The sequence below is a fragment of the Calidifontibacter indicus genome, assembly GCF_003386865.1.
In the GTDB taxonomy this organism is placed as follows: domain Bacteria; phylum Actinomycetota; class Actinomycetes; order Actinomycetales; family Dermatophilaceae; genus Yimella; species Yimella indica.
Genome location: NZ_QTUA01000001.1, coordinates 1,506,270 through 1,527,603 on the forward strand (window position 1 = coordinate 1,506,270; position 21,334 = coordinate 1,527,603).

General features: G+C 69.5%; 19 protein-coding genes. 10 read left to right on the forward strand and 9 right to left on the reverse strand.

All coding sequences use genetic code 11. The features are described from left to right. Window positions 1–36 precede the first annotated feature (36 nt). The gene (locus DFJ65_RS07190) at window positions 37–1,200 is read left to right on the forward strand and encodes an acyl-CoA dehydrogenase family protein (RefSeq protein WP_115922441.1); all 1,164 of its coding nucleotides are present in this window, start codon (window positions 37–39) and stop codon (window positions 1,198–1,200) included. A 176-nt stretch (window positions 1,201–1,376) separates the two neighbouring features. Here the strand turns inward: DFJ65_RS07190 and DFJ65_RS18035 are convergent, their stop codons facing one another. After that, a complete protein-coding gene (locus DFJ65_RS18035) occupies window positions 1,377–2,825 on the reverse strand; it encodes an LCP family protein (protein WP_245950082.1) in 1,449 nt (482 codons plus the stop codon). 79 nt (window positions 2,826–2,904) lie between these two features. Here DFJ65_RS18035 and DFJ65_RS07200 point away from each other — a divergent pair, with 79 nt between their 5' ends. Genes DFJ65_RS07200 through DFJ65_RS07210 form a run of 3 tightly spaced genes read left to right on the forward strand, consistent with a single transcriptional unit; the run spans window position 2,905 to window position 5,792 of the window. Further along, complete coding sequence (locus DFJ65_RS07200; RefSeq protein WP_425453018.1) at window positions 2,905–3,942, forward strand: glycosyltransferase family 2 protein; 1,038 nt, start codon at window positions 2,905–2,907, stop codon at window positions 3,940–3,942. A gap of 12 nt (window positions 3,943–3,954) precedes the next feature. Further along, window positions 3,955–4,788 carry an ABC transporter permease gene (locus DFJ65_RS07205; protein ID WP_115922442.1) on the forward strand — a complete coding sequence of 278 codons (834 nt, stop codon included), beginning with the start codon at window positions 3,955–3,957 and terminating at the stop codon, window positions 4,786–4,788. Then, window positions 4,788–5,792 carry an ABC transporter ATP-binding protein gene (locus tag DFJ65_RS07210; protein ID WP_115922443.1) on the forward strand — a complete coding sequence of 335 codons (1,005 nt, stop codon included), beginning with the start codon at window positions 4,788–4,790 and terminating at the stop codon, window positions 5,790–5,792. The genes DFJ65_RS07205 and DFJ65_RS07210 overlap by 1 nt, the downstream gene beginning before the upstream one ends. A 27-nt stretch (window positions 5,793–5,819) precedes the next feature. Here the strand turns inward: DFJ65_RS07210 and DFJ65_RS07215 are convergent, their stop codons facing one another. The 3 genes from DFJ65_RS07215 to DFJ65_RS07225 all read right to left on the reverse strand — a co-directional run bounded on the left by DFJ65_RS07215 (window position 5,820) and on the right by DFJ65_RS07225 (window position 9,216). Then, a complete protein-coding gene (locus DFJ65_RS07215; protein WP_115922444.1) occupies window positions 5,820–6,497 on the reverse strand; it encodes a TIGR03089 family protein in 678 nt (225 codons plus the stop codon). Between the two features lie 41 nt (window positions 6,498–6,538). Then, a complete protein-coding gene (locus DFJ65_RS07220) occupies window positions 6,539–8,062 on the reverse strand; it encodes an aldo/keto reductase (RefSeq protein WP_115922445.1) in 1,524 nt (507 codons plus the stop codon). 122 nt (window positions 8,063–8,184) lie between these two features. After that, complete coding sequence (locus DFJ65_RS07225; protein ID WP_115922446.1) at window positions 8,185–9,216, reverse strand: PseG/SpsG family protein; 1,032 nt, start codon at window positions 9,214–9,216, stop codon at window positions 8,185–8,187. Window positions 9,217–9,375: 159 nt separating this feature from the next. Between DFJ65_RS07225 and pseB the strand changes: the two genes are divergently transcribed. The 3 genes from pseB to DFJ65_RS07240 are packed head-to-tail and all read left to right on the forward strand — an operon-like array spanning window position 9,376 to window position 12,326. Then, complete coding sequence (pseB, locus tag DFJ65_RS07230) at window positions 9,376–10,365, forward strand: UDP-N-acetylglucosamine 4,6-dehydratase (inverting) (protein ID WP_115922447.1); 990 nt, start codon at window positions 9,376–9,378, stop codon at window positions 10,363–10,365. Then, the gene (locus DFJ65_RS07235) at window positions 10,365–11,492 is read left to right on the forward strand and encodes a DegT/DnrJ/EryC1/StrS family aminotransferase (RefSeq protein WP_115922448.1); all 1,128 of its coding nucleotides are present in this window, start codon (window positions 10,365–10,367) and stop codon (window positions 11,490–11,492) included. The genes pseB and DFJ65_RS07235 overlap by 1 nt, the downstream gene beginning before the upstream one ends. 3 nt (window positions 11,493–11,495) lie before the next feature. Continuing rightward, window positions 11,496–12,326, forward strand: coding sequence for a hypothetical protein (locus DFJ65_RS07240; RefSeq protein ID WP_115922449.1), 831 nt, complete (start codon window positions 11,496–11,498; stop codon window positions 12,324–12,326). A gap of 90 nt (window positions 12,327–12,416) precedes the next feature. Here DFJ65_RS07240 and DFJ65_RS07245 read toward each other — a convergent pair whose 3' ends face one another. Genes DFJ65_RS07245 through pseH form a run of 5 tightly spaced genes read right to left on the reverse strand, consistent with a single transcriptional unit; the run spans window position 12,417 to window position 19,020 of the window. Continuing rightward, the gene (locus tag DFJ65_RS07245; protein ID WP_115922450.1) at window positions 12,417–14,249 is read right to left on the reverse strand and encodes a hypothetical protein; all 1,833 of its coding nucleotides are present in this window, start codon (window positions 14,247–14,249) and stop codon (window positions 12,417–12,419) included. Beyond that, the gene (locus DFJ65_RS07250; protein ID WP_115922451.1) at window positions 14,246–15,091 is read right to left on the reverse strand and encodes a hypothetical protein; all 846 of its coding nucleotides are present in this window, start codon (window positions 15,089–15,091) and stop codon (window positions 14,246–14,248) included. Before DFJ65_RS07250 ends, DFJ65_RS07245 begins: the two co-directional genes overlap by 4 nt. After that, entirely contained in the window at window positions 15,091–17,460 is a 2,370-nt protein-coding gene (locus DFJ65_RS07255; protein ID WP_115922452.1) for a glycosyltransferase family 2 protein, read from the reverse strand. The genes DFJ65_RS07250 and DFJ65_RS07255 overlap by 1 nt, the downstream gene beginning before the upstream one ends. Before the next feature lie 2 nt (window positions 17,461–17,462). Further along, complete coding sequence (pseI, locus tag DFJ65_RS07260) at window positions 17,463–18,527, reverse strand: pseudaminic acid synthase (protein ID WP_115922453.1); 1,065 nt, start codon at window positions 18,525–18,527, stop codon at window positions 17,463–17,465. Continuing rightward, window positions 18,520–19,020 carry a UDP-4-amino-4,6-dideoxy-N-acetyl-beta-L-altrosamine N-acetyltransferase gene (gene pseH, locus DFJ65_RS07265; RefSeq protein ID WP_115922454.1) on the reverse strand — a complete coding sequence of 167 codons (501 nt, stop codon included), beginning with the start codon at window positions 19,018–19,020 and terminating at the stop codon, window positions 18,520–18,522. The genes pseI and pseH overlap by 8 nt, the downstream gene beginning before the upstream one ends. 80 nt (window positions 19,021–19,100) lie before the next feature. Here pseH and DFJ65_RS07270 point away from each other — a divergent pair, with 80 nt between their 5' ends. From DFJ65_RS07270 to DFJ65_RS07280, 3 genes are read left to right on the forward strand one after another with little or no spacing between them, the layout of a single operon-like run. Then, on the forward strand, window positions 19,101–19,352 hold the full coding sequence (locus tag DFJ65_RS07270; protein ID WP_115922455.1) for an acyl carrier protein: 252 nt from the start codon (window positions 19,101–19,103) through the stop codon (window positions 19,350–19,352). Window positions 19,353–19,355: 3 nt separating this feature from the next. Next, a complete protein-coding gene (locus DFJ65_RS07275) occupies window positions 19,356–20,594 on the forward strand; it encodes an AMP-binding protein (RefSeq protein ID WP_211308384.1) in 1,239 nt (412 codons plus the stop codon). Next, window positions 20,587–21,333 carry an SDR family NAD(P)-dependent oxidoreductase gene (locus DFJ65_RS07280; RefSeq protein WP_115922456.1) on the forward strand — a complete coding sequence of 249 codons (747 nt, stop codon included), beginning with the start codon at window positions 20,587–20,589 and terminating at the stop codon, window positions 21,331–21,333. The genes DFJ65_RS07275 and DFJ65_RS07280 overlap by 8 nt, the downstream gene beginning before the upstream one ends. The last annotated feature ends 1 nt before the right edge of the window (window position 21,334 follow it).

Below are 21,334 nucleotides of genomic sequence, written 5' to 3' on the forward strand. Positions count from 1 at the left end.
CATGACCCGCAAGTACAGCGAAAGTAGGATCACCCTGTGACCGGAAACACTGATTTCGACCTGTTCAAGATCTCCGAGGACCACGAGGCGCTGCGTGAGGCGGTGCGAGCCGTCGCCGACGACAAGATCGCGCCGCACGCCGCCGAGGTCGACGAGAAGAGCGAGTTCCCGCAGGCGGCGCTCGACGCGCTCGTCGCGGCCGACTTCCACGCCCCGCACATCGCCGAGCAGTACGACGGCGTCGGCGCCGATGCCCTCGCCACCTGCATCGTCATCGAGGAAGTCGCCCGCGCCTGCGCGTCCAGCTCGCTGATCCCGGCCGTCAACAAGCTCGGCTCGATGCCGGTCATCCTCGGCGCGTCCGAGGAGGTCAAGGCCAAGTACCTCCCGCCGGTCGCGCGTGGCGAGGCGATGTTCTCCTACGGCCTGTCCGAGCGTGAGGCGGGCTCCGACACGGCGTCGATGAAGACCCGTGCCAAGAAGGACGGCGACCACTTCATCCTCAACGGTCAGAAGTCGTGGATCACCAATGCCGGTGTGTCGCAGTTCTACACGGTGCTCGCGGTGACCGACCCCGACGGAGAGCGCGGCCGCAACATCACCGCGTTCGTGGTCGAGAAGGACGACGAGGGCTTCGGCTTCGGCGAGCCGGAGCGCAAGCTCGGCATCAAGGGCTCGCCCACCCGCGAGCTCCACTTCGACAACGTCCGCATCCCGGCCGACCGCATGATCGGTGCCGAGGGCGAGGGCCTGAAGATCGCGCTGCGCACCCTCGACCACACCCGTGTGACCATCGGCGCACAGGCCGTCGGCATCGCCCAGGGCGCGCTCGACTACGCGCTCGGCTACGTCAAGGAGCGCAAGCAGTTCGGCAAGGCGATCGCCGAGTTCCAGGGCCTGCAGTTCATGATCGGCGACATGGCGATGAAGCTCGAGGCCGCCCGCCAGATGGTCTACGTGGCCGCCGCGAAGTCCGAGCGCGACGACGCGGACCTCGGCTTCTTCGGTGCCGCCGCCAAGTGCTTCGCCGCCGACGTCGCGATGGAGGTCACCACCGACGCCGTCCAGTTGCTCGGTGGCGCCGGCTACGTGAAGGACCACCCGGTCGAGCGGATGATGCGCGACGCCAAGATCACCCAGATCTACGAAGGCACCAACCAGATCCAGCGCATGGTGATGGCGCGCTCGTTGCTTCGTTGAGGCTGACCAGACGACGAAGGTGCCCCGTGTCTTCGGACACGGGGCACCTTCTCTCGTCAAAGCCGGTGGTGGCGGTGACCTGACCACAGCGGAAGGCGCACGAGGCGGGAGGGCTCGCACGGCAGCGACGAAGGAGCGCCGGGCGAACGCCCAAGGAGCCTCAATTCAGTGCGACGTCAGGGATGGACGTTCGGGCTCTGGTCGCCCCGCAACGCGTCGAACAGCGCGGTCGCCTTCGTGTCGTCCCACAGCACGGCTTCACCGGCGTACGTCGGGTAGGCGGCGTTCGACACCGGCACCTGCACCGACTGACCGCCCGAGGTGACGTTCTTCAGCGCCCAGGCCACCTTGAGCGCGGTGATCGGACCCATGTCCTTGTCCACCGCCAGACCCTGGGCGCCCGACTCGCCGACACCCTTGAGGTTCCACGGCACGAGCAGGTTGCTCGGCGAGGAGACCTTCGACATGAGCGCCGACAGGAACTCGCGCTGGCGCTTGACCCGGCCGAGGTCGCCCAGCGGGTCGGAGTAGCGGGCGCGCACATAGCCGAGCGCGTTCTTGCCGTCGAGGTTCTGACACCCGGCCGGCAGGTCGATGTGGGCCTTGTCGTCCTTCATCGGCTTGTCGAGGCACATGCGCACGCCACCGACCGCGTCGACGACATTCGCGAACCCGCCGAAACCGATCTCCATGTAGCCGTCGATGCGCAGGTTGGTGGCCTTCTCGACCGTCTCGATGAGCAGCTTCGGACCGCCCAGCGAGTACGACGCGTTGATCTTGTTCTTGCGGTGCCCGGGCACCTCCACCCAACTGTCGCGGGGGAGGGACACCAAGGTCGGCGAACCGCTGTCGGGCAGGTGCAGCACCATGATCGAATCGGTGCGCTGACCCTCGATGCCGGAACCGCCGGTGCCGAGGCGCTTCGCCTCCTCGCTGGTCAAACCCGCACGCGAGTCGGATCCGACGAGCACGTAGTTGTGACCCTTGCCCGCGGCCGGACGCTCGCTGGTCGGCAGGGCGTCGACCTTGGTGACGTTGTTCCACGCGCTGTTCGCGGCCCACACCAGCGCGCCCAGCCAGACCGCGACGATCAGCAGCGGCACCAGCACCCACTTGAGCCAGCGGCGGCGTCGACGCGGCGCCGGGGTGCCGTCGCCGCCCCCGTAACCGGGACGCTGCGGCGGGGGGCCCGACGACCCGCGTCCGCCGGAGCGCACCGGGCGCCCACCCACCGGAAGGCGCTGGGTGTCGTCGGGGCCGGGGCGACGCGGGCGGTCGGACGCCGGTGCGCCGCCGGCCTGGAACTGCTGGGTGCGGTCGGGGTCGCGCCGTGCGCCCTGCGCACCGGCGGCCGCTGCGCGGGCGTGCTGTGGACGCGGGTTCTGCGGATACGACGCTTGGGCGTTCTGCTGCGGTCGGACCGGTCGGCGCGGGTCTCGGACCGGCATCGCCTGGGTGGCATCGGCGTCGGCGGACGACGGCCGTGGCGCTCGTTGCTCGGTGCCACGTGGCGGCGCCGCACCGCGCACCGGCATGGCCCGCGATTCGTCCTGGGGTCGGCGGCGGCGCGGACGCCGGGGGGAACCGGGTCGCGTGTCGAAGGTCATCGCGTCGTCGTCAGGCACCGCGCAAGGGTAACGGGGGAAAGTGTGTGCGGGCTGTAGCCTGGCGGGCGTGCCAACCGAGGAAAAGCCCCTGCTGGGAATGTCGGTGGTCATGCCGATCCTCAACGAGGAGCCCTATCTGGACGAGTCCGTGCGGGCGGTTCTCGACCAGGAATGGCCCGGCCCGATCGAGGTGATCCTTGCCCTCGGACCGTCGACCGACCGCACCGACGACGTCGCCGCGCGGATCGCCGCCGACGACCCGCGGGTGCGGCTCGTGCCGAACCCCAGCGGACGCACCCCCGACGCCCTCAACGCCGCGATCGCGCACGCCCGCTACGACATCGTGTGCCGCGTCGACGGCCACGGCGTGCTGTCCAGCGGCTACCTGTTGACCGCGGCCCGCACGCTCGAGGAGACCGGCGCCGCCAACGTGGGCGGCATCATGGACGCCGTCGGCAAGACCGACTTCGAGGAAGCCGTCGCGATCGCGATGAAGAGCAAGCTCGGGGTCGGTGGTGCGAAATTCAAGCTCGGCGGCGAGGCCGGCCCGGCCGACACGGTCTACCTCGGGGTGTTCCGCCGGTCGTGGCTGACGAAGGTGGGTGGCTACGACTCGCGCTTCTCCCGCGCCCAGGACTGGGAGATGAACTACCGCATCCGGCAGGCCGACGGTCTGGTGTGGTTCACCCCGCAGATGCGGGTGGCCTACCGGCCGCGGCCGAACGTGCGCCGCCTCGCGCGTCAGTACTACGAGTACGGCCAGTGGCGTCGAGTGGTGGCCCGCACCCACGAAGGGTCGATCAACGCCCGTTACCTCGCCCCGCCGACGGCGCTCGCGGCCGTCGCGACGGGTGCCGTGGGTGGGTTCTTCTGGAAGCCGCTGTGGGTCTTGCCCGCCGGCTACCTGGGCGCCATCACCCTGGGTGGAGCCGCGATCTCGCGCGGGGCGCGGCCGGCGGTGCGCGCCCGGTTGCCGCTGGTGCTCGGCACCATGCACATGTCGTGGGGCTGGGGTTTCCTCAGCAGCCGGATCCGGATCGAGGAACCGGAGGGCACGGCGCCGGCCGACGGCTCGCCGGCCCCCTCGGACGCGTCGACCGGCGAGCTTTCAGGTAACTCTCGGATCGCCGACTAGGCTGGCCCGGCTATGACGATCATTGAACGTGTCCAGCGGATCTGGAATCACCGCAAGGTTCTGGGCACCCTGGTGAAGCGGGACCTGCGCGTCCGATACGCGCGCTCGGTGCTCGGCTACCTGTGGACCTTGATCGACCCGCTGGCGATGGCGCTGGTCTACGGCTTCGTGTTCGGTGTGATTTATCACAACCGTGGGGTCACGGCGAGCCAAGGCGCACCGTTCGTGCTGTTCCTGGTGGCGGGTCTGCTGCCGTGGAACTGGTTCAACAACTGCGTCAACGAGACCTCCCGCGCGCTCTACGCCGAGCGACTGCTGGTGCGCTCCACCAACCTGCCGCGCGAGCTGTGGGTGATCCGGGTCGTGCTGTCCAAGGGCATCGAGTTCCTGCTGTCGCTGCCGATCCTGGTCGGCTTCATGTTGTGGTTCCTGCACTCGACGCCGACCGAGGTGCACCTCAACTACCGCCTCGTCTACTGGATCCCCGCGGTCATCCTGCTGCTCATCCTCAACATCGGAGTGGGCCTGGTGCTGGCGCCGTTGACCGCATTGGTCGACGACGTCGTCAGACTGGTGCGGATCGGCCTGCGACTGCTGTTCTACTTGACGCCCATCGTCTACTCGTTCGAACTGCTCGACCAGAAGGCCGCCTGGGCCAAACCGTTCCAGCAGGCGAACCCGCTCACCGGCATCCTCGACATGTTCCGGGTCGGGTTCCTCAGCCCGCACGACCAGCCGTCCAACCACCAGGCGTGGCTGGTCGCGATCGTCGCGTCGTTCCTCTGGCTGGCGCTCGGCATGTGGGTGTTCCGCAAGCTCGAGCCCGCGGTGTTGAAGGAGATCTGATGGACCGCGCTACCGCGCTGGAACTCACCGACTGGCGTCCGACGGCCGGCGAGAACGACCCGCCCGGCTACGACCCGGAGAACAAGCTCACCTGGGACGACTACGACTTCGGACGCGTCCCGGGCACCGTGGAGTGGAACACCGCACCCGGTGAGCCGGTGATCCGCGTGGAGAATCTCGGCATCGAGTTCCTGCGCGGCCGCAAGCGCAACCTGTCGCTGCGGGAGATCATCTTCACCGGCCGCAGCGCCCACGACAAGCAGACCTTCTGGGCGCTGCGCAACATCAACTTCACCGTGGGCCGTGGCGAGGCCGTCGGCCTGGTCGGCGGCAACGGCGGCGGCAAGTCGACCTTGCTGAAGATGATCGCCGGCACCCTGCTGCCGGACGAGGGCAAGGCGACCGTCAGCGAGGGTGTGGCGCCGCTGATCGAACTGACCGGCGGCTTCATCGGCGACCTGTCGGCCCGGGAGAACATCTACCTGACCGCCGGCCTGCACGGCATGAGCAAGGAGCAGATCGACGAACGGTTCGACGAGATCGTCGACTTCGCCGGCCCGGCGGTGCGCGACGGGCTCGACGTGCCCTACCGGCACTTCAGCTCCGGTATGCAGGTGCGCCTCGGCTTCGCGGTCATCACCTGTCTGGACGAGCCCATCATCCTGGTCGACGAGGTGCTCGCCGTCGGCGACGCCGCCTTCCGCAGCAAGTGCTACACCCGCATGGAGAACCTGCTCGACGAGGGACGCACGCTGTTCCTCGTCTCCCACTCCGAGGGCGACCTGATGCGCTTCTGCACCCGCGGTCTCTACCTCAAGGGCGGCGAGCTGGCGATGGACGGGCCGATGGACCAGGTGATGGAGCAGTACATGAGCGACCTCATGGGCGCCGACCACACCCGGCCGACCGACGCGACACGCGCCGAGAGCTGGCTCAAGCGCGAGGACTCACGGGTGCGCAACCGGTTGCGCCGCGACCAGGTGCGCGCCACCGCCGGAGCCTGAACTCCGGCGCCGCGAAGTCGGCGCCGGTTACGCGTCGACCCCCTCCGCGGACAGCCGCTGGGCGAGGGTTGCCGGGTCTGCGTTCCTGACCAACACCACCGAGCCGTCCGCCGCGAACGACGACGCCACCGACCGCAGCACCGAGGGCAGATCACCGGTGACGAATCGGCGCGCGGTGGGCGCCGCCTCGACCAGATCGCCGTAGCTCCAGGTGCCGTCGCCGGTCACCAGAGCGGGCGCGTCGTCGTCGGCCGTCGCCCACGGGGTGAACCGGTCGCCGTAGGTCGCCAACTCCTTGGCCTCGTCCAGCGCGGTGCCGGTCGGAGCGCTCGCCTGGCGGGCGAGCGCGGCCAGGGTGACCGCGATGTCGGGCGCACCGGCGGAACCGACCTGTTCCCCGGCCACCCCGATCACGACGTCGCCGTCGGTCGACGCCACGGTCGCTCCGACCGACCAGACGGCCAGCGCCCAGTAGACCGTGCGCCAGTGTTCGGCGGGCAGCAGCAGTGCGACCCGCGTGCCCGGGCCGGCGTCGAACTCCTCCTGCAGCAGGTTGGCAGCCTTGTTCACCCAGTTGCCGACCACCTTCGCCGACAGTTCGATGCGTTCGCCGCGGGTCGGGCCCTCGGTGTCGTCGTAGTAGGTGACCCGGGGTCGAGCCGGGTCGGAGGTCAGCAGGTGTGCCAGGAGCCGGTCGGGTCGCATGCCACGAGCCTACGGCGGTGCTTCGGGCGCGCTGGCCCTGCTCAGTCGAGCAGCTCGCGCACGCGCTGGATCTCGTTGTCCGACAACGGTTCCATCGCTGCCAGGTCGAGGTTGTGCCGCATCTGATCGTCGGTCACGGTGCCGAGCGCGATCGAGCTGATCGCACGGTGCCCGAGCACGTATGACACCGCGAGATCGGCGATGCCCTGGCGCCTGACGGCGTCGGCGGCCTTCGCGAGTGCCTGGGTGCGCGGATGCGCGCCCGACAGCAGGCTGCCACCGGCGTAGATCGAGTGCGCGAGCACGACGACGCCGCGCGCGGCCAGTGTCTCGACGGCCTCCGGCAAGGGTGCCGACAGCACGTTGAACGGGATCTCGAGGTAGTCGAGTCCGGGGATGTCGAGCAGTGCTTCGGCCTCGGACGCGTGGGCCAGCGACACCCCGACCGCGGTGACCTCGCCGGTTGCCTTGTAGTCCTGGAGGCGCTGCCAGGCGCCCCCGCCGCCGAGCCCCACCTGCTCGATCCCGCTGAGCAGTGCGGCGGCGACCTGGCGTCGGCCGAGTTCGGCGAACGAACGTTCCAGGCTCGCCTCGACCCCGAGCCGGGCCATCGACGCGTCGCCGGCGAGCAGCGGCTGCAGGCGGGAGATGAACTTCAGCCGTTGGGTCAGCTGCGGCTCACCGCAACTGCGCAGGATGCGTTCGGCGTTGGCGTCGGCGCGGCCGACCTCGACGTGGGTGACGGCGTGGTCGACGGCGCGGGCCAGCATCTGGCGCACCTCCGGCGGCGCCGAGGCGAACGGGCCGGACAGTTGCGTGCCGCCCAGGGTGAGGACGGACTGGCTGAACAGTCGGTGGTCGCGGGCCGGCACGGTGGCGCCCTCGGCCTGCACCATCGCGTCGAGCCGGGCCATGAGGTCGACCCAGCTGATCGCCACCGGATCCTCGACACCGGAGAACAGGCGCGCCACGCGGTCGAAGTCGCTCAGCACGTCGACCGTGCAGCGGAACCGCAGCGGGTCGCCCGGGTTGTCGGCGGGCGCGAACAGCAGTTCGCCGAGGTTGCGCCGCAACCACGGGGTGACGTGTTCGCGGTCGTAGGGCTCGTGCGTCGTGGCGGCGGCCCGCCGCAGGTCGCGCACCCAGAAGCCCTCGGCGCCCAGCCCCTCGGGCACCTGGTCGATGTCGACCCGGCCGTACGCGTTGCCACCGGCGTCCATGGCGGCGAGGAGTTCGTCGACCAGGTCGGAGTCGGCGACCGGGTTGTCCCCGGTGAGGCGCACCACCCGGTCGTCGTCGTCGAGGTCGGCGGTCGCCGTCACGAACCGGCCGAGCACGTCGTCGAGCGAGCCGCGCATCACCGGAATGCCCACGCGCTGCAGATGATCGGCGATGCGGGTGTCGTAGTGCTCCTCGCTCGTCGCCACGATCACCTCGTGGCCCGATCGCGAGGCACGGCGAGCCACCAGCTCGATGAGCGGCATGCCGCCGATCGTCATGAGCGCCTTGCCGGGCAGGCGGGAGGAGTTCAGGCGGGACTGGATGACGACGCGGGTGCGGGGCAAGGAATCCTCCGGGTGCGGGCTCGACCTGTGGTTGGTGCCGATCTGCGACCCGGAACGAATCGATGGTGCGATGGGCGTTCCGGGTCTTGACGGCTCAGCATGCCAGGTTCGTGCCGCCCCGGTCAGTCGGCCAACAGCGCGTCGGCCACGCGCTCGCGGCCGCGTCCGTCGAACAACCGTCGGCCGCCCTCGCGCAACGACCGGCGTAGGTCGGCATCGGTGAGCAGCCGGTGCAGCGCGGTGACGGCCTCGGCGCGCTCACGCGCATCGGCGTTGGGCGAGGTCAGCGCCGGGAGGCGCCCGGCGGGCACCACCAACCCGGCCGCGGTCGTCGCGCGGTAGCCGGGTTCCTGGTTGTCGACCACGCACACCACGGCGGTAGGGGTGCCGACGGTGAGCAACTCCCAGACCGTCGAACCGGCCGCGCTCACCGCGAGGTCGCAACCCGCCGCCGTGGCGGCGAGGTCGGGCAGGGCCGCCACGACCTCCACCTCCTGGCCGCTCGCGACCGGAAGGCGGCGCAGCCGGATCGCCCGCTCGGGGTCGGGGCACAGCACGAGCAGGTGCATCGGCACGCCCGTGTCGAGCAGCATCGGCACCAGCACCTCCGAGGCCCCGAACGGGTCGGTGCCACCGAACACGGCGAGCACCTTCACCGGGGCCGACGACTGCGCCGCTGCGTTCGAGCGGGCAGCGAGGATCTCGTCGCGGAACAGCGCGTAGTCGGGGCCGGCCAACGCCACAGACCCCTCGGGCCCGCCCTCGTGTGGTCGCGCGCCGAAGTTCTGGTCGACGTACAGATCGGCGACCTGGTGTGCGCCGAAGTCGTCGTCGATGAGAGCAGCGACCCGAATACCGTTGTCGCGCAGGGATTGTCCGAGACTCGACGGAATCTCGTAGCCGTCGACGACGGCGTGGCTGAGCGGAGCGTCCAGCATCTGCTCGGCCGCCCGCACCGGCACGTCGACCTGCTCGTAACCGGCACGCACCCAGTCGATGTCGAGGCGGCCGAAGACCGTCACCGGCAAGCCGCGGCCACGCAGTTCCTGCGTCAGGGCCAGACAGCGGACGGCGTGACCGACTCCCATCCGTCCGCCGGCATCGACCCGCACACCCACTGCGAGACCCGAGGTGGTGTCGCGGGGGAGTGACATGGGGCTCCTCGTGTCGGGGACCGCTGGGCGGGCGGCTCGATGCTAGCCTGAACTGCCCGGAAACCCAGGCGTTCAGGAAGGCTGCCCGACAGCGATCCGAGACGCGGAGGTCCGGGCAGTCCGCAGTCAACACAACGCGCGTCGCACGGGAGTCATCACGTGAGCATCCTCGAGGGTTCGTCCATCCTGATCACCGGTGGTACCGGGTCTTTCGGAAAGGCGTTCATCACCCGCCTGCTCAAGGACGTCAACCCCAAGCGCGTCGTCATCTACTCGCGCGACGAACTCAAGCAGTGGGAAGCGCGGCAGCTGTTCAAGGACGACCCGCGGCTGCGCTGGTTCATCGGCGACGTGCGTGACCTCGACCGGCTGCGCCGTGCGATGCACGGCATCGACTATGTGGTGCATGCCGCCGCGCTGAAGCAGGTCGACACCGGCGAGTACAACCCGCACGAGTTCGTGAAGACCAACGTGCTCGGCAGCCAGAACGTCATCGAGGCGGCCATCGACGCCGGCGTCAAGAAGGTCGTCGCACTGTCGACCGACAAGGCCTCGAGCCCGATCAACCTCTACGGCGCCACCAAGCTCACCGCCGACAAGCTGTTCGTGCTCGGCAACCACTACGCCGCCGCCTACCCGACCCGGTTCGCGGTCGTGCGCTACGGCAACGTGACCGGCTCGCGCGGCTCGATCATCCCGAAGTTCCGCGCGCTGGCCGCCGCCGGCGAGTCGCTGCCGATCACCGACCTGCGCTGCACCCGCTTCCTGATCACCCTGCCCGACGCGGTGCAGATGGTGCTCGACACCTTCGAGATGATGCAGGGCGGCGAGCTGGTCGTGCCGCACATCCCGTCGCACAAGGTCACCGACCTCGCTCAGGCCGTTGCGCCCGGCGCCAAGATGCACGACATCGGTCTGCGCCCCGGCGAGAAGCTGCACGAGGAGATGATCTCCCAGGAGGAAGGCCGCCGCGCCGTCATGGTGATGGACGGCAAGTACTACATCCTCCAGCCGGAGTTCGCGACCTGGGGTTACGAGCCGCCGAAGGACGCTGTGCCGGTGCCCGAGGGCTTCCACTGCGCGTCCGACAAGAACGACATCTGGATCGACGCCGACGACATCCGCAAGCTGTTGGAGTCCGGGATCTGATGGTGCTGCCGTACGGCCGTCAGTCGATCGACGAGAGCGATATCGAGGCTGTCGCGCAGGTGCTGCGCAGCGACTGGCTGACCACCGGCCCGGCGGTCGAGACCTTCGAGGCCGACGTCGCCCGCATCGCCGGTGTCCCCGACCCCGCGGTCTCGGTCACCTCCGGCACCGCAGCCCTGCACACCGCGTACGCCGCACTGCAGGTGCAGCCGGGCGACCAGGTGATCACCACGCCGCTCACCTTCTTCGCCACCGCCACCTGCGCGATGTGGCAGGGCGCCGAGATCGTCTTCGCCGATGTCAGCCCCGACACCGGCAACCTCGACCCCGAGTCGGTGGCCGAGCGCATCACCGAGCGCACCAAGGTCGTCGCCGGTGTCGACTACGCCGGCCACCCGATCGACGCGCCCGCCCTGAAGAAGGTGGCTCATGACCACGGCGCGCTGCTGCTCGAGGACGCCGCGCACAGCATTGCCGGATTGCTCGACGGCGTGCCGGTCGGCTCGCTGGCCGACATCACCACGTTCAGTTTCTTCCCGACCAAGAACCTCACCACCGGTGAGGGCGGTGCGGTCGTCTCGCCGAACAGCGACCTGCTGGAGCGAGCCCGCATGTTCAAGGGCATCGGTTACGAGCGCAAGCCCGAGCTGATGCAGGAGCACGGCGGTTGGTACTACGAGGTCACCTCGCTGGGCCTCAACTACCGGTTGCCTGACGTGCTCGCCGTGCTCGGTTCGAGCCAGATCAAGCGTCTGGAGCGGTTCAAGACCCGCCGCCAGGAGATCACCGACCGCTACAACGAGGGCCTGGCGGGCATCGAGGAGCTCATCCTCCCGGCTCACCGCGAGGGCGCCTCCCCGATGTGGCACCTCTACCCGTTGCGCATTCAGGACGGTCGTCGCCGCGAGCTGTTCGATCACCTGCGCGCGGGCGGAATCGGGGTGCAGGTCAACTACATTCCGGTGCACCACCAACCGCTCTTCGCCGAGCTCGGACACCGCAAGGGCAGCTGCCCGGTCGCCGAGACCTACGCCGAGCAGGAGATCAGCCTGCCGATGTTCCCCGACCTCACCGACTCCCAGGTCGACGAGGTCATCGGCTTGGTGCGGGGCTTCCTCGGAGCCTGACGCGTGCATCACGCGAACGTCTTCTACGGGCACGCGGCCGTGCTCGCGCGCTACTGCGGGCTGCCCGAAGACCCGCCGCCGACGATCTGGGGTTACCTGCAGCACGGGTGGAACACCCACGACGGTTTCGCGGTCGGGCACGAGTTCGTGCCCGGTTTCCCGAAGCTGGTGTGGTCGGACGCCGTCGCCCGCCGGGGTTGGGCGCTCGGCCTGCGCGACTACCGCGTCATCGGGTCACCGTGGGCCTATCTCATGCTGCTGCGGGCCGACGAGATCGCGGCGGCCGGGCCGGGGGAGGGCACGATCGTGTTCCCGTTCCACGGCTGGGAGGGTCAGGAGATCGTCGGCGACCACGCAGCGTACGCCGACGAGGTGCGGTCCGTCGAGGGCGACGTGCCGCTCACGATGAGCCTCTACTGGAACGACTTCGAGCGTCCGGAAATTCGAAAGACTTACGAGGACAAGGGTTTTCGGGTCATTTCGTTCGGTCGCCGAGGCGGCATGTACCAAGGCGGAGCGCCCGACTTCATCGACCGGCAGTTCACCGAACTGCTCGGCCACCGGCGGGTGGTCAGCAACCGGCTCGGGTCGGCGCTGTTCTACGGTGCGGCGCTCGGCCGAGAGGTCGGCGTCTACGGCGATCCGATGGTGTTGCAGAACGACTACGCCGTGCTCGGCGGCATGCAGCGGCAGCAGCGGTTGTTCCCGCAGTGGACGGGGCACGCGGTGCCGCACGCGGCCGCCGCAGGTGACGCTCGCCGCGAACTCGGCGTCGACCGCACGCTGGCTCCGGCCCAGTTGCGTGCGCAACTCGGGTGGGGCCAGGCCGACTGACCGTCACCGAGTCGCACGAGCGTCACGAACCAGGGCAGAAACAGCAGTGGGAGCAGCGCATCGGCGCTGCTCCCACTGTCGTCAGGTCGACTACTTCTTGGCCCGCTGCCGCTTGGCGCGGTTGACCACTCGGTTGATACCGGCGGTGAGCTCGCCGACGCTGCGCACCTCGGTGGCCCTCTTGACCATCTTGGTGACGCTCGGCGCGGCTGCCGTGCCGGGCACCGCACTGCCACCCTTGGCACGCAGGTTGCGGATGACGTCCTCGCGGGTGCGCAACTGCTTGTCCCGGAAGCCGATGGTGCGCTCCAGGCCGAAGATCTGTCCCTGCGCCTCGGCGAGTTCGCGACGCGCGGTGGCGGCGTCGGTGAGGGCGGTGCGCAGGTCGGGCACCGCCCCGGCCGGGAACGCCCCGGGCAGGGCGAGCGCGTCGGCGAGCTGACGTCCGGTCACTGCCGCCTCGTCGGCGCCGTGCTCGTGGCCCGCCATCTCTAGCCAGAGCGCGACGAGCGACTCGCCCCCGACGTGGTCGGGCCACGGGTGGCGCAGGTCGTCGCGGCGCAGGCGGTCCTGCAGCAGCCAGAACGCGGCAGCGAGCGACTGCGCGGTGCCGACCGTGTCGCTCCAGCGCAGCGCCTCCAAGCCGTGGCTGAAGCCGCGGCCGTCGAGGTGGATGTTGTCGAAGCGCACCGCGCGTCGCTCGGTGACCGGCAACGATTCGACGAATCGTCCGACGGCACCGGCCAGTTCGCGGAACGCGGGCACGTCGCCGAGGGCGGCGAGGCGCACGAACTCGTCCTCGACGGTCGACCCGAGCGCGATGGTGGCGGGCAGGAGGTCGGCCGCCGGCTCGATCGAGCGATCGGGGGTGCGGGTCGGAGCGGTCTGGATCGGCAGGTACTTCGCCGTCTCCGAGGGCTGGGCGGTTTCCGACTCCACGACCTCGACCGCGGCGTCGTCGGGCCACTGCCCGGCGGTCGACCGGGACACGATCTCGAGCCGGCCGTCGCCGCCCAGGTAACGCCCGGCGCTCACCGCGCCACCCGCCGAAGCGTGCAGGAAGTCGACCGGCACCGCGGCGCCCAGCACGAGCAGACCGCCGTCGGCGGCCTCGTCCAGGCGATTGCCCCGGGCGAGCACCCGGATCATCTCGTCGGCGGGCGCAAGCAACGGACGACAGTGCGACCGGGCCGCTGACACCGCATAGCCGACGAACGCCTCCGGGGCGCCGAACTCGACGCCCTCGACGATCAGTCGTGGCGCGTTCGCCGGACCGAACAACGAGTAGGCCTGGGTGAACTGGCGGTCGCTGAACGGGGTCAGCGGCAGGAGGAACCCACGGGCACCGGTCGGGCGGGTGCGGTCGGCTCGCAGCGGGCGCATCTCGTCGTCGCCGTGCCGCCGATCGGCCGGACGCGCGTCGAGCAGGTTGACGGGTGCGGTGTCGTAGGCGTGGCTGAGCACGACGAGACCCTCGTCGCCGCCGAGCCCGATGAGCGCCCGGGTGGAGTCGGCCCAGCTGAGGTCGGAGCTGTCGTAGCTCTCCAGGCGGTCGACGCCGTCGAGGGCGAGGACGGCGTCGAACGGCTCGGGTGCCGTCTCGACGAAGCCCTCGAGCGACCCCGCGACGACCTCGACACCAGGCACCGCGAGGCAGAGGGCCTCGGCGTCGCCCACGCTGCGCACCAGCGCGGTCACCTGCGCATCGGCGGCCACGTCGGCGACCTTTGCGACGAGCGCGGTGGTGTGCGGCCCGGCGATCAGCACCCGACGGGCACCGCCCAGGTCGAGCGCGGCGACGAACTCCTCGAGCAGCGGCCCGCCGGCGGCGTACGACTGGCCGGAGGCGTCGGACCACGGCGCGTTCATCTCGCCCCGGACGACCCGCAGGTTCTGCGCGGCGGAGGGGGTGGTGTCGGTCATTCGTTGCTCCCGTCGAACATGATGCGTCGGACTTCGCTCGGGGTGAGGAGGTAGTCCTCGCCGAGTTCGTGGCTGATGATCTGTTGGGCGGCCGATTGGTCGATGTCCTTGCCGACCAACTGCGACCACTGCCGGTTGACCCGGGCGTTGCCGCCGAAGCGCGGGTCTTCGCCCTCCATCAGCATCGGATCGCCGTAGACGGCCACCTCGCACCCGACCGACGCGCCGTACAGCACCGCCGTCGAGACCCGGTTGGCCGCCACCCGCCGGTGCCGGCGCATGGTCGCCATCTGCTTGTAGAGGAATTGCGTGTCGGTGCCGAGGTAGGAGAACCCGCGGCGGCCGAAGCTGATCACGTCGAAGCCGGCGTCGAGGTAGGTGTTGCGCACCTCCGGCCGGTCGTACTCGGTGTAGTACAGCGAGAAGGTGACCGGGCCGTCCTCGGTCTCGCGGATCTCGTCGATCAGGCGCTGGTGATCGCCCTGGATCTTGCCGCCCTCCCAGCCGTGGAACAGGAACCAGAGGGTGCCCTCGCGCTCTACCGGCTTGCCGTTCGATTCGTCGACGGTGCCGAGTTCGGGCTCGAGGCCGCGCAGGTACAGCCAGGGTGACCCGACGACGTGGTAGTTGCGCCGACCGAGCGCATAGCCGCGGCGGGCGACGTCTCTGCTCCACACGAATCTCGTTGCGCCGTCGAAGAATTCGTGCGTCGGGTTGTAGCCGTCGGCGACGTTCCACCCGTGCTGCAGGTAGCCGCGGATCCGCGGCGGGTGAACCTCGTCGAGGCCGGCGTAGCGCGCGAGGATGTGCGCGTGTCCGTAGTAGTGGTTGTGGTGGTGCATCAGCGGCCCTTCGCGGTTTCTGGTGCGGGGGGTGCGGCCTCGCGGACCGCGACGTGCAGGGTATCGGCGCGCGACGCGATCGTGCCGCGATGGTGACCGTCGACGACTACCCACGGCGCCTGCTCCACCAGGAACGGTCCGGGGAGCACCGCGGTTGCGAGGTCGGCGGTCTCGGACGCGCAGAAGAGCGTCCAGTCGGCGAGGTCGGCGAGCGGGTCGACGTCGGTGGGTTCACCGACGACGTCCAGCAGGGTCGCGACCGGGGTGCGCAACTCCCACTCGTCGCCGACGACGGTTGCGGGCGTCTCCACGAAGTCCTCGGTGCCCGGCAGGTACCGCCGCCACGCGACCTGGAAATCGTCGTAGCCGGTCCAGTTGCGTCCGCGTACGACGACCGTCGCCTGCGCGCCCTCGCCCTCGACCGCGAGCGAATCGCTGGAGAGACGGATCGCCGACTCCGTGAGCACGGTGAAGTTGCCCGGCGTGCGGGTCAGCCGGAACAGGTGGTCGTCGATGCGGTGCCCGATGGTGTGCCGGTCTGCGGTCCAACGCAGTTGGTGCTTGCTGCCGCCGGCCTTGACGGTCACCGCGCGGCTCGTCGTGCGCAGGTAGGGGTCGTCGTCCTCGCTCATCCGCTGGATCTCCCGCAGCGGGAGGCGCGCGGTCATCGTGGTCGTCGCGCCGTCGATCACGCAGTCGGCGGGGTAGCGCAGTTCCTGCGCCCACCGGCTGCCGGCCAACACGAACTGACCGACCTGCAGCGGACGCGGGGCGCGGGCCGTGATGACGATCTCGTCGCCCTCGACCGCGGCGCCGAGCAACTGCCAGGTGTCCTGGTGATAGGTGAGGCTGAGCTCACCGGCGCGGGTGCTCGCCGGCTGCACCCACCAGCCGCCGTCGACGAAGGTGCCCGCGGGCATCGTCGCGCTGCCGGGGCGCAGACCCTTGAGCAGGGCATTGCGACGCACCCCCTTGTTGCCCACCTGGAGATCGAAGCGCACCGGGTTGTCCTCGTCCGCCCAGTGCTCGAGCATCGCGTGGGTGAGGGTGACCTCGAAGCCGACCGCCGAGAGCTGGCCGTGTGAGTCGATGTCGTCGAACCGCCGGATCGGCAGCAGTTGTCGCACCTGCTTGGAGACCGCACGCACCTTGATGGTGGCCGACCCGGGGGAGTCCGAGCGCAGGTGGCGGATCTCGGCGGTGCCGCGCACGACCAGACCCTCGTCGGTCCACCGCGCTGCGTTCACCGCCGAACGCAGCGCCATCTCCTTGGTAGGAGCGAGGAAGACATCGCGCGGGAGGTACCTCTTGTCGTAACCGGGGTAGGGGTACTCGAAGCGGCGCGAACGCGGGGTGACGCGCCGGGCGCGCAGGCCGCCGCGCAGGCCGCCGTCACGGCGGAACACGGCGAGTTCGCGCAGCAGCTCGGTGTCGCGGGCCATCATCGCGTGGTACTGCAACTGGTCGTACCGGGTGCGGCGCTGCAACGCGTCGATGCCGAGCCGTTCGACCAGGTCGTGTCCGAGATCGAGGAACTTGTCGACCTGGTCGTCGGGCACATCGGCGAAGGCCTGCACGATCGCGACGAAGTCGCTCTCGGCCAGCATCACGTGGGTGCGGCGACGCACCTCGATCGGTGCGTCGGCGACGAGGTCGATCACCATGCTCGCCGAGGTGACGCGGTCGACGAGGTTCTCGTACTTGAACACCTGCTGGGTGATCGAGTCGCCCGACTCGCGCTCGCGCCAGTAGTAGACCGGTTCGGAGAGGATGTCGACGGTGACCGCGTCGAGGTGGGCCTTCAGCGTGACCGGGTAGTCCTCGTACCGGATCGGCGGGAACTCATACCCGAACTCGTCCCAGAACGACCGGCGGTAGACCTTGTTCCACACCATCCGGTCGCGGGCGATCACCGGGTGCTCGGTGACGTGCGTGGCGTAGCGGGTGCGCGCGAACGCGTGCAAGTGCGCCCACGACGGTTTCACACCGGTGCTGTTGTTGAACCGGCGCGCGTTGCCTCCGGCCAGCGACGAACCCGTGGTCTCCATCGCGGAGATCATGCGGGCGAACCCGTGCCTGGTGACCAGGTCGTCGGAGTCGATGAACGTGATGTAGTCGCCGTTGGTGTTCTTCACCCCGGTGTTGCGTGCCGGGCCGAGCCCGGCGTTGGGCTGGGTGACGATGCGGAATCGCGAGTCGCGATCGGCCCACTGCTGCGCGATGACGCGGCTGCCGTCGGGTGAACCGTCGTCGACCATCACCACATCGATGTTCGAGTAGCTCTGAACGGCAATCGATTCCAGGCAGTCGCCGATGTAGGCCTCGACGCCGTAGAAGGGAACGACGACGGACAGTAAGGGGTCGGTCATGCTCAGATGAGATCCCAGGACAGCGCGGTGCCCTTCGGGGTGTCGGCCTTGAAAGCGCGGCCTTCGACGTGCGGGAACTCGTCGGGTGCCAGGCCGTTGGCCGGGCGGATCGAGCGCACGTTCTGAGCCGTGACCACGTCGCCGGTCCTGACGTCCTCGACGACGTACAGCGAGCGACGGAAGCGCAGGCCTTCCTGCTCCTGCCGCCGGGCACCGATGCGGGGCCGACCGAGGCACTGCCAGCCCACCTTGGTCTGCTCGACGAGCATCCGCAGTTCGTCGGGCTCGGAGGAGAACGCGGAGTCGACGCCGCCGTCGGCGCGCGACAGGGTGACGTGCTTCTCCACGACACACGCGCCGAGTGCGACCGCGGTGATCGCGGCGCCGATGCCCATCGTGTGGTCGGAGTAACCGATGAGGGTGCCGAAGGCGTCGCGCATCACCGGGATGCCGCGCAGGTTCGACTCGCTCGGGTCGGCCGGGTAGTTGGCGGTGCAGGCCAGCACCACGATCTGCTCGTTGCCGGTCGACCGGGCGGCCTCGACCGCCGCGGCGATCTCCAGCACCGACGCCATGCCGGTGGAGATGATGATCGGCTTGCCCTTGCTCGCGGCCAGTCGGATCAGCGGCAGGTCGACGATCTCGGAGCTGGCGATCTTGTAGGCCGGCACGTCGAGCGACTCCAACAGGTCGATCGCGGTGGGGTCGAACGGGGAGGAGAACGCGGTGATGCCGAGTTCCTTGGCGAGAGCGAAGATCGGCTCGTGCCACTCCCAGGGCGTGTGCGCCTCCTGGTAGAGGTCCCACAGGGTGCGGCCACCCCACAGCTCGTGACCCTGCGACAACCGGAAGTCGGGTGCGTCCGATTCGATGGTGATCGTCTCGGGCTTGTAGGTCTGCAGCTTGATCGCGTGCGCACCCTGGGCCGCGGCCATCCGCACGATGTCGAGGGCCTTGTCGAGCGACCCGTCGTGGTTGCCCGACATCTCGGCGATGATGTACGGCTCGTGGTCGGGACCGACCTCGTGCTTGCCGATCCGGATCGACGTGTGGTTCGACTCAGTCATTCGGCTGCCTCCTGCGGCGAATGGTGTGGACGGTGACGGTCTCACCGTCGATGTCGCGTTCGTCGGCGGCGATCTCCTCGAACCCGTTGCGCTTGTTCATCCGGCGCACCGCCGCGTTGGCGTCGATGACCTCGCCGTTGAGTTCGTCGAGGCCGAGCTCACCGAACGCGAAGCGCACGGCACGCCGTTGGATGTCGATGAATGCGGGCAGAAGTTCGCCGCGCTCGGTGAGGCCGTCGTTGTCGAGATAGAAGCCCCACATCGCCGACTTCGCGTCGGGGTCGATGTCGAAGAACGTGACGACGCCTGCGGGCACCCCGCCCTTCTCGTACATGAACACCTTGCGGGTTTCGTTGTCGCGCAACGACTCCCAATAGGCGTCGTGTTGCTCGGGGGAGATCTCGCCACGGGTCAGGGACACCGCCCGCACCTCGGGATGGTTGCGCCAGACGCGCACCAGCTCCTTGTCGGACTCGGTGACGGGGCGCAGCATCAAGCCTCCGGCGTTGTGATGGGGTGGCGAACGGACGCCGATAGACTAACCGACGGACCACGACGACCCCCGGAGGATTGATGACCACGCTGAGCCGTGAGCAGGTGCGTTCGATGATGGCCGAGGTGCTGGAGGCACAGGGCAAGGAGCTGCCGGAGGGCGACGACACGTTGCTCACCGAGATCGGTTTCCGTTCGCTCGACTTCTCCGAACTCGCGCTGCGTGTCGAGGACGAGCTCGACACCGAACTGAACTTCGATGCGCCGGGCCTGCGCTCGATCGAGACGGTCGGCGACGTCCTCACCTTCATCGAGCAACTGCAAGAGGGCTGAGGCTTGGCACAGCAGCCGGGCGGTCTGCCCCGGGGCGCCGACAACCGCATCGTCACCGCCGGCTTCGAGGGCACCTGGGCGCAGCTCGGTGACCTCGACGGAGCCGACTGGCCGGCCGCGTCCGCCTTCCTCGTCGACGACCACCTGACCGCGCTGCGTGCGGTGTGGGCGCACGCCCAGGGTGGCCGCGAGACCCTCGTGGCCGGCTCCGGCAGGGTGGGCGAGGAGCAGGCCGAGGGTTTCCGCGATGCCGGCCTCGCCCTGGTGCGGTCGACCGGTGTCACGCGGGCCGCCGGCGATCACGACACCGAGGTCGGACGCGTCTGGCTGCTGACCAGCGGCTCGACCGGGCGCCCCAAGCAGGTGGCGCACACGCTCGACTCCCTGACCACCGTCGCGGGCGACCAGCCCGCGCGCACCTGGCTGTGCCCGTACGCCGCGGGTGCCTACGCGTGGTGGCAGGTCGTCACCCTGTCGCTGAACCTGCCCGGTCAGAACGTGCTCTTCATCGAGCCGTCGCAACTGGAGCAGTGGCCGCAGCTCGCGCTCGAACACGGCGTCACCGCCGCGTCGGGCACACCCACCTTCTGGCGCCAGGCCCTCTGGCGTTCGGGTGAGGTGATGGGGCAGCTGCCCCTGGAACAGGTGACCCTCGGCGGCGAGCCCGTCGACCAGGCGATCCTCGACCGGCTGCGCGAGGTCTACCCGAAGGCCCGCATCTCCTGGATCTACGCCTCCTCCGAGGCGGGAGCGGCGATCGCCGTCCATGACGGACAAGCCGGCTTCCCGCGGGCCTGGCTCGACCGCGACGTGCCCGGTCGGCCGCGCCTGAGCGTGCAGGACGGCGAGTTGGTGATCGCCTCCAGCAAAGCGGCCGAGGGTATGGACGAGCAGATCCACACCGGCGACCATGTCGAGATTACCGGCGGCCGAGTGCTGATCACCGGGCGCATCGCCTCCGACGAGATCAACGTCGGCGGGTCGAAGGCGTCGGCCTCCAAAGTGCGTGACACCTTGCTGGCCCACCCGGCGGTTGTGTGGGCCTCCGTCAAGGGCCGCAAGGCCCCCCTGGTAGGCATGGTGGTGGCGGCCGAGGTCGTGCTCGACCCAGCCGCCGAGACCGTGACCGATGCCGAACTGCAGTCCTGGTGCGCCGAGCGACTGCCCGACTACTCCGTGCCGCGGCGGATCCGCGTCCGTGATGAGATCCCGTTGAAGGAGACGTTGAAGAGCGATGTCTGAGCCCACCACGATCCCCGCCGCGTCCTGCGTCCTGATCACCGGCGGCACCAAGGGCCTGGGTCTCGAGCTCGTGCGCGATACCCTCGAGCGCGGCGCCAAGGTTGCGACGTTCTCCCGGTCGCTCACCCCCGAGGTCGAGCAGTTGCTCGCCGAGAAGCCCGATCAGATCTACGCCGCGCCGCTCGACATCAACGACGAGCCCGGCGGTAAGGCCTTCATCAAGCAAGCTTCGGCCAAGCTCGGCCCGATCGACTCGCTGGTCAACAACGCGGCCATCGGCCAGGACTCGATGCACCTGCACACCTCGCCGGAGCGCATCGAACAGATCATCCAGACCAACCTGACCGCGCCGCTGATCTTCACTCGGCAGTTCATCCGGCACGCGATGAGCAAGGTGGGTCGCGGCCGCATCGTCAATGTCACCTCGATCTGCGCCCAGCGTGGTTACTCCGGTCTGGTGGCCTACTCGGCCACCAAGGGCGGTCTCGATTCGGCCACCCGCACCCTCGCCCGCGAGATGCACGGCCGGTTCATGGTCAACTCCGTCGCACCCGGCTTCTTCGCCTCGGAGATGTCGTCGGTGCTCGGCACCGAGCAGTTGTCGACGATCAGCCGCCGCACGCCGTCCGGACGGCTGGTCACCCCCGCCAACATCGCCCCCGTCGTCCGCTCGCTGTTGTTCGACGACACCAACATGAACGGCCAGGTCATCGTCGTCGACGGTGGCGGCTCGATCTGAG

Excerpts from the sequence above, each read along its gene's own strand:
- DFJ65_RS07200 (WP_425453018.1), top strand. The coding sequence starts at position 2,905 with ATGTCGGTGGTCATGCCGATCCTCAACGAGGAGCCCTATCTGGACGAG.
- pseH (WP_115922454.1), bottom strand. The coding sequence starts at position 19,020 with ATGCTGCGCCCCGTCACCGAGTCCGACAAGGAGCTGGTGCGCGTCTGG.
- pseI (WP_115922453.1), bottom strand. The coding sequence starts at position 18,527 with ATGACTGAGTCGAACCACACGTCGATCCGGATCGGCAAGCACGAGGTC.
- DFJ65_RS07205 (WP_115922442.1), top strand. The coding sequence starts at position 3,955 with ATGACGATCATTGAACGTGTCCAGCGGATCTGGAATCACCGCAAGGTT.
- DFJ65_RS07215 (WP_115922444.1), bottom strand. The coding sequence starts at position 6,497 with ATGCGACCCGACCGGCTCCTGGCACACCTGCTGACCTCCGACCCGGCT.
- DFJ65_RS07210 (WP_115922443.1), top strand. The coding sequence starts at position 4,788 with ATGGACCGCGCTACCGCGCTGGAACTCACCGACTGGCGTCCGACGGCC.
- DFJ65_RS07235 (WP_115922448.1), top strand. The coding sequence starts at position 10,365 with ATGGTGCTGCCGTACGGCCGTCAGTCGATCGACGAGAGCGATATCGAG.
- DFJ65_RS07280 (WP_115922456.1), top strand. The coding sequence starts at position 20,587 with ATGTCTGAGCCCACCACGATCCCCGCCGCGTCCTGCGTCCTGATCACC.
- DFJ65_RS07245 (WP_115922450.1), bottom strand. The coding sequence starts at position 14,249 with ATGACCGACACCACCCCCTCCGCCGCGCAGAACCTGCGGGTCGTCCGG.
- DFJ65_RS07255 (WP_115922452.1), bottom strand. The coding sequence starts at position 17,460 with ATGACCGACCCCTTACTGTCCGTCGTCGTTCCCTTCTACGGCGTCGAG.
- DFJ65_RS07250 (WP_115922451.1), bottom strand. The coding sequence starts at position 15,091 with ATGCACCACCACAACCACTACTACGGACACGCGCACATCCTCGCGCGC.
- DFJ65_RS07270 (WP_115922455.1), top strand. The coding sequence starts at position 19,101 with ATGACCACGCTGAGCCGTGAGCAGGTGCGTTCGATGATGGCCGAGGTG.
- DFJ65_RS07225 (WP_115922446.1), bottom strand. The coding sequence starts at position 9,216 with ATGTCACTCCCCCGCGACACCACCTCGGGTCTCGCAGTGGGTGTGCGG.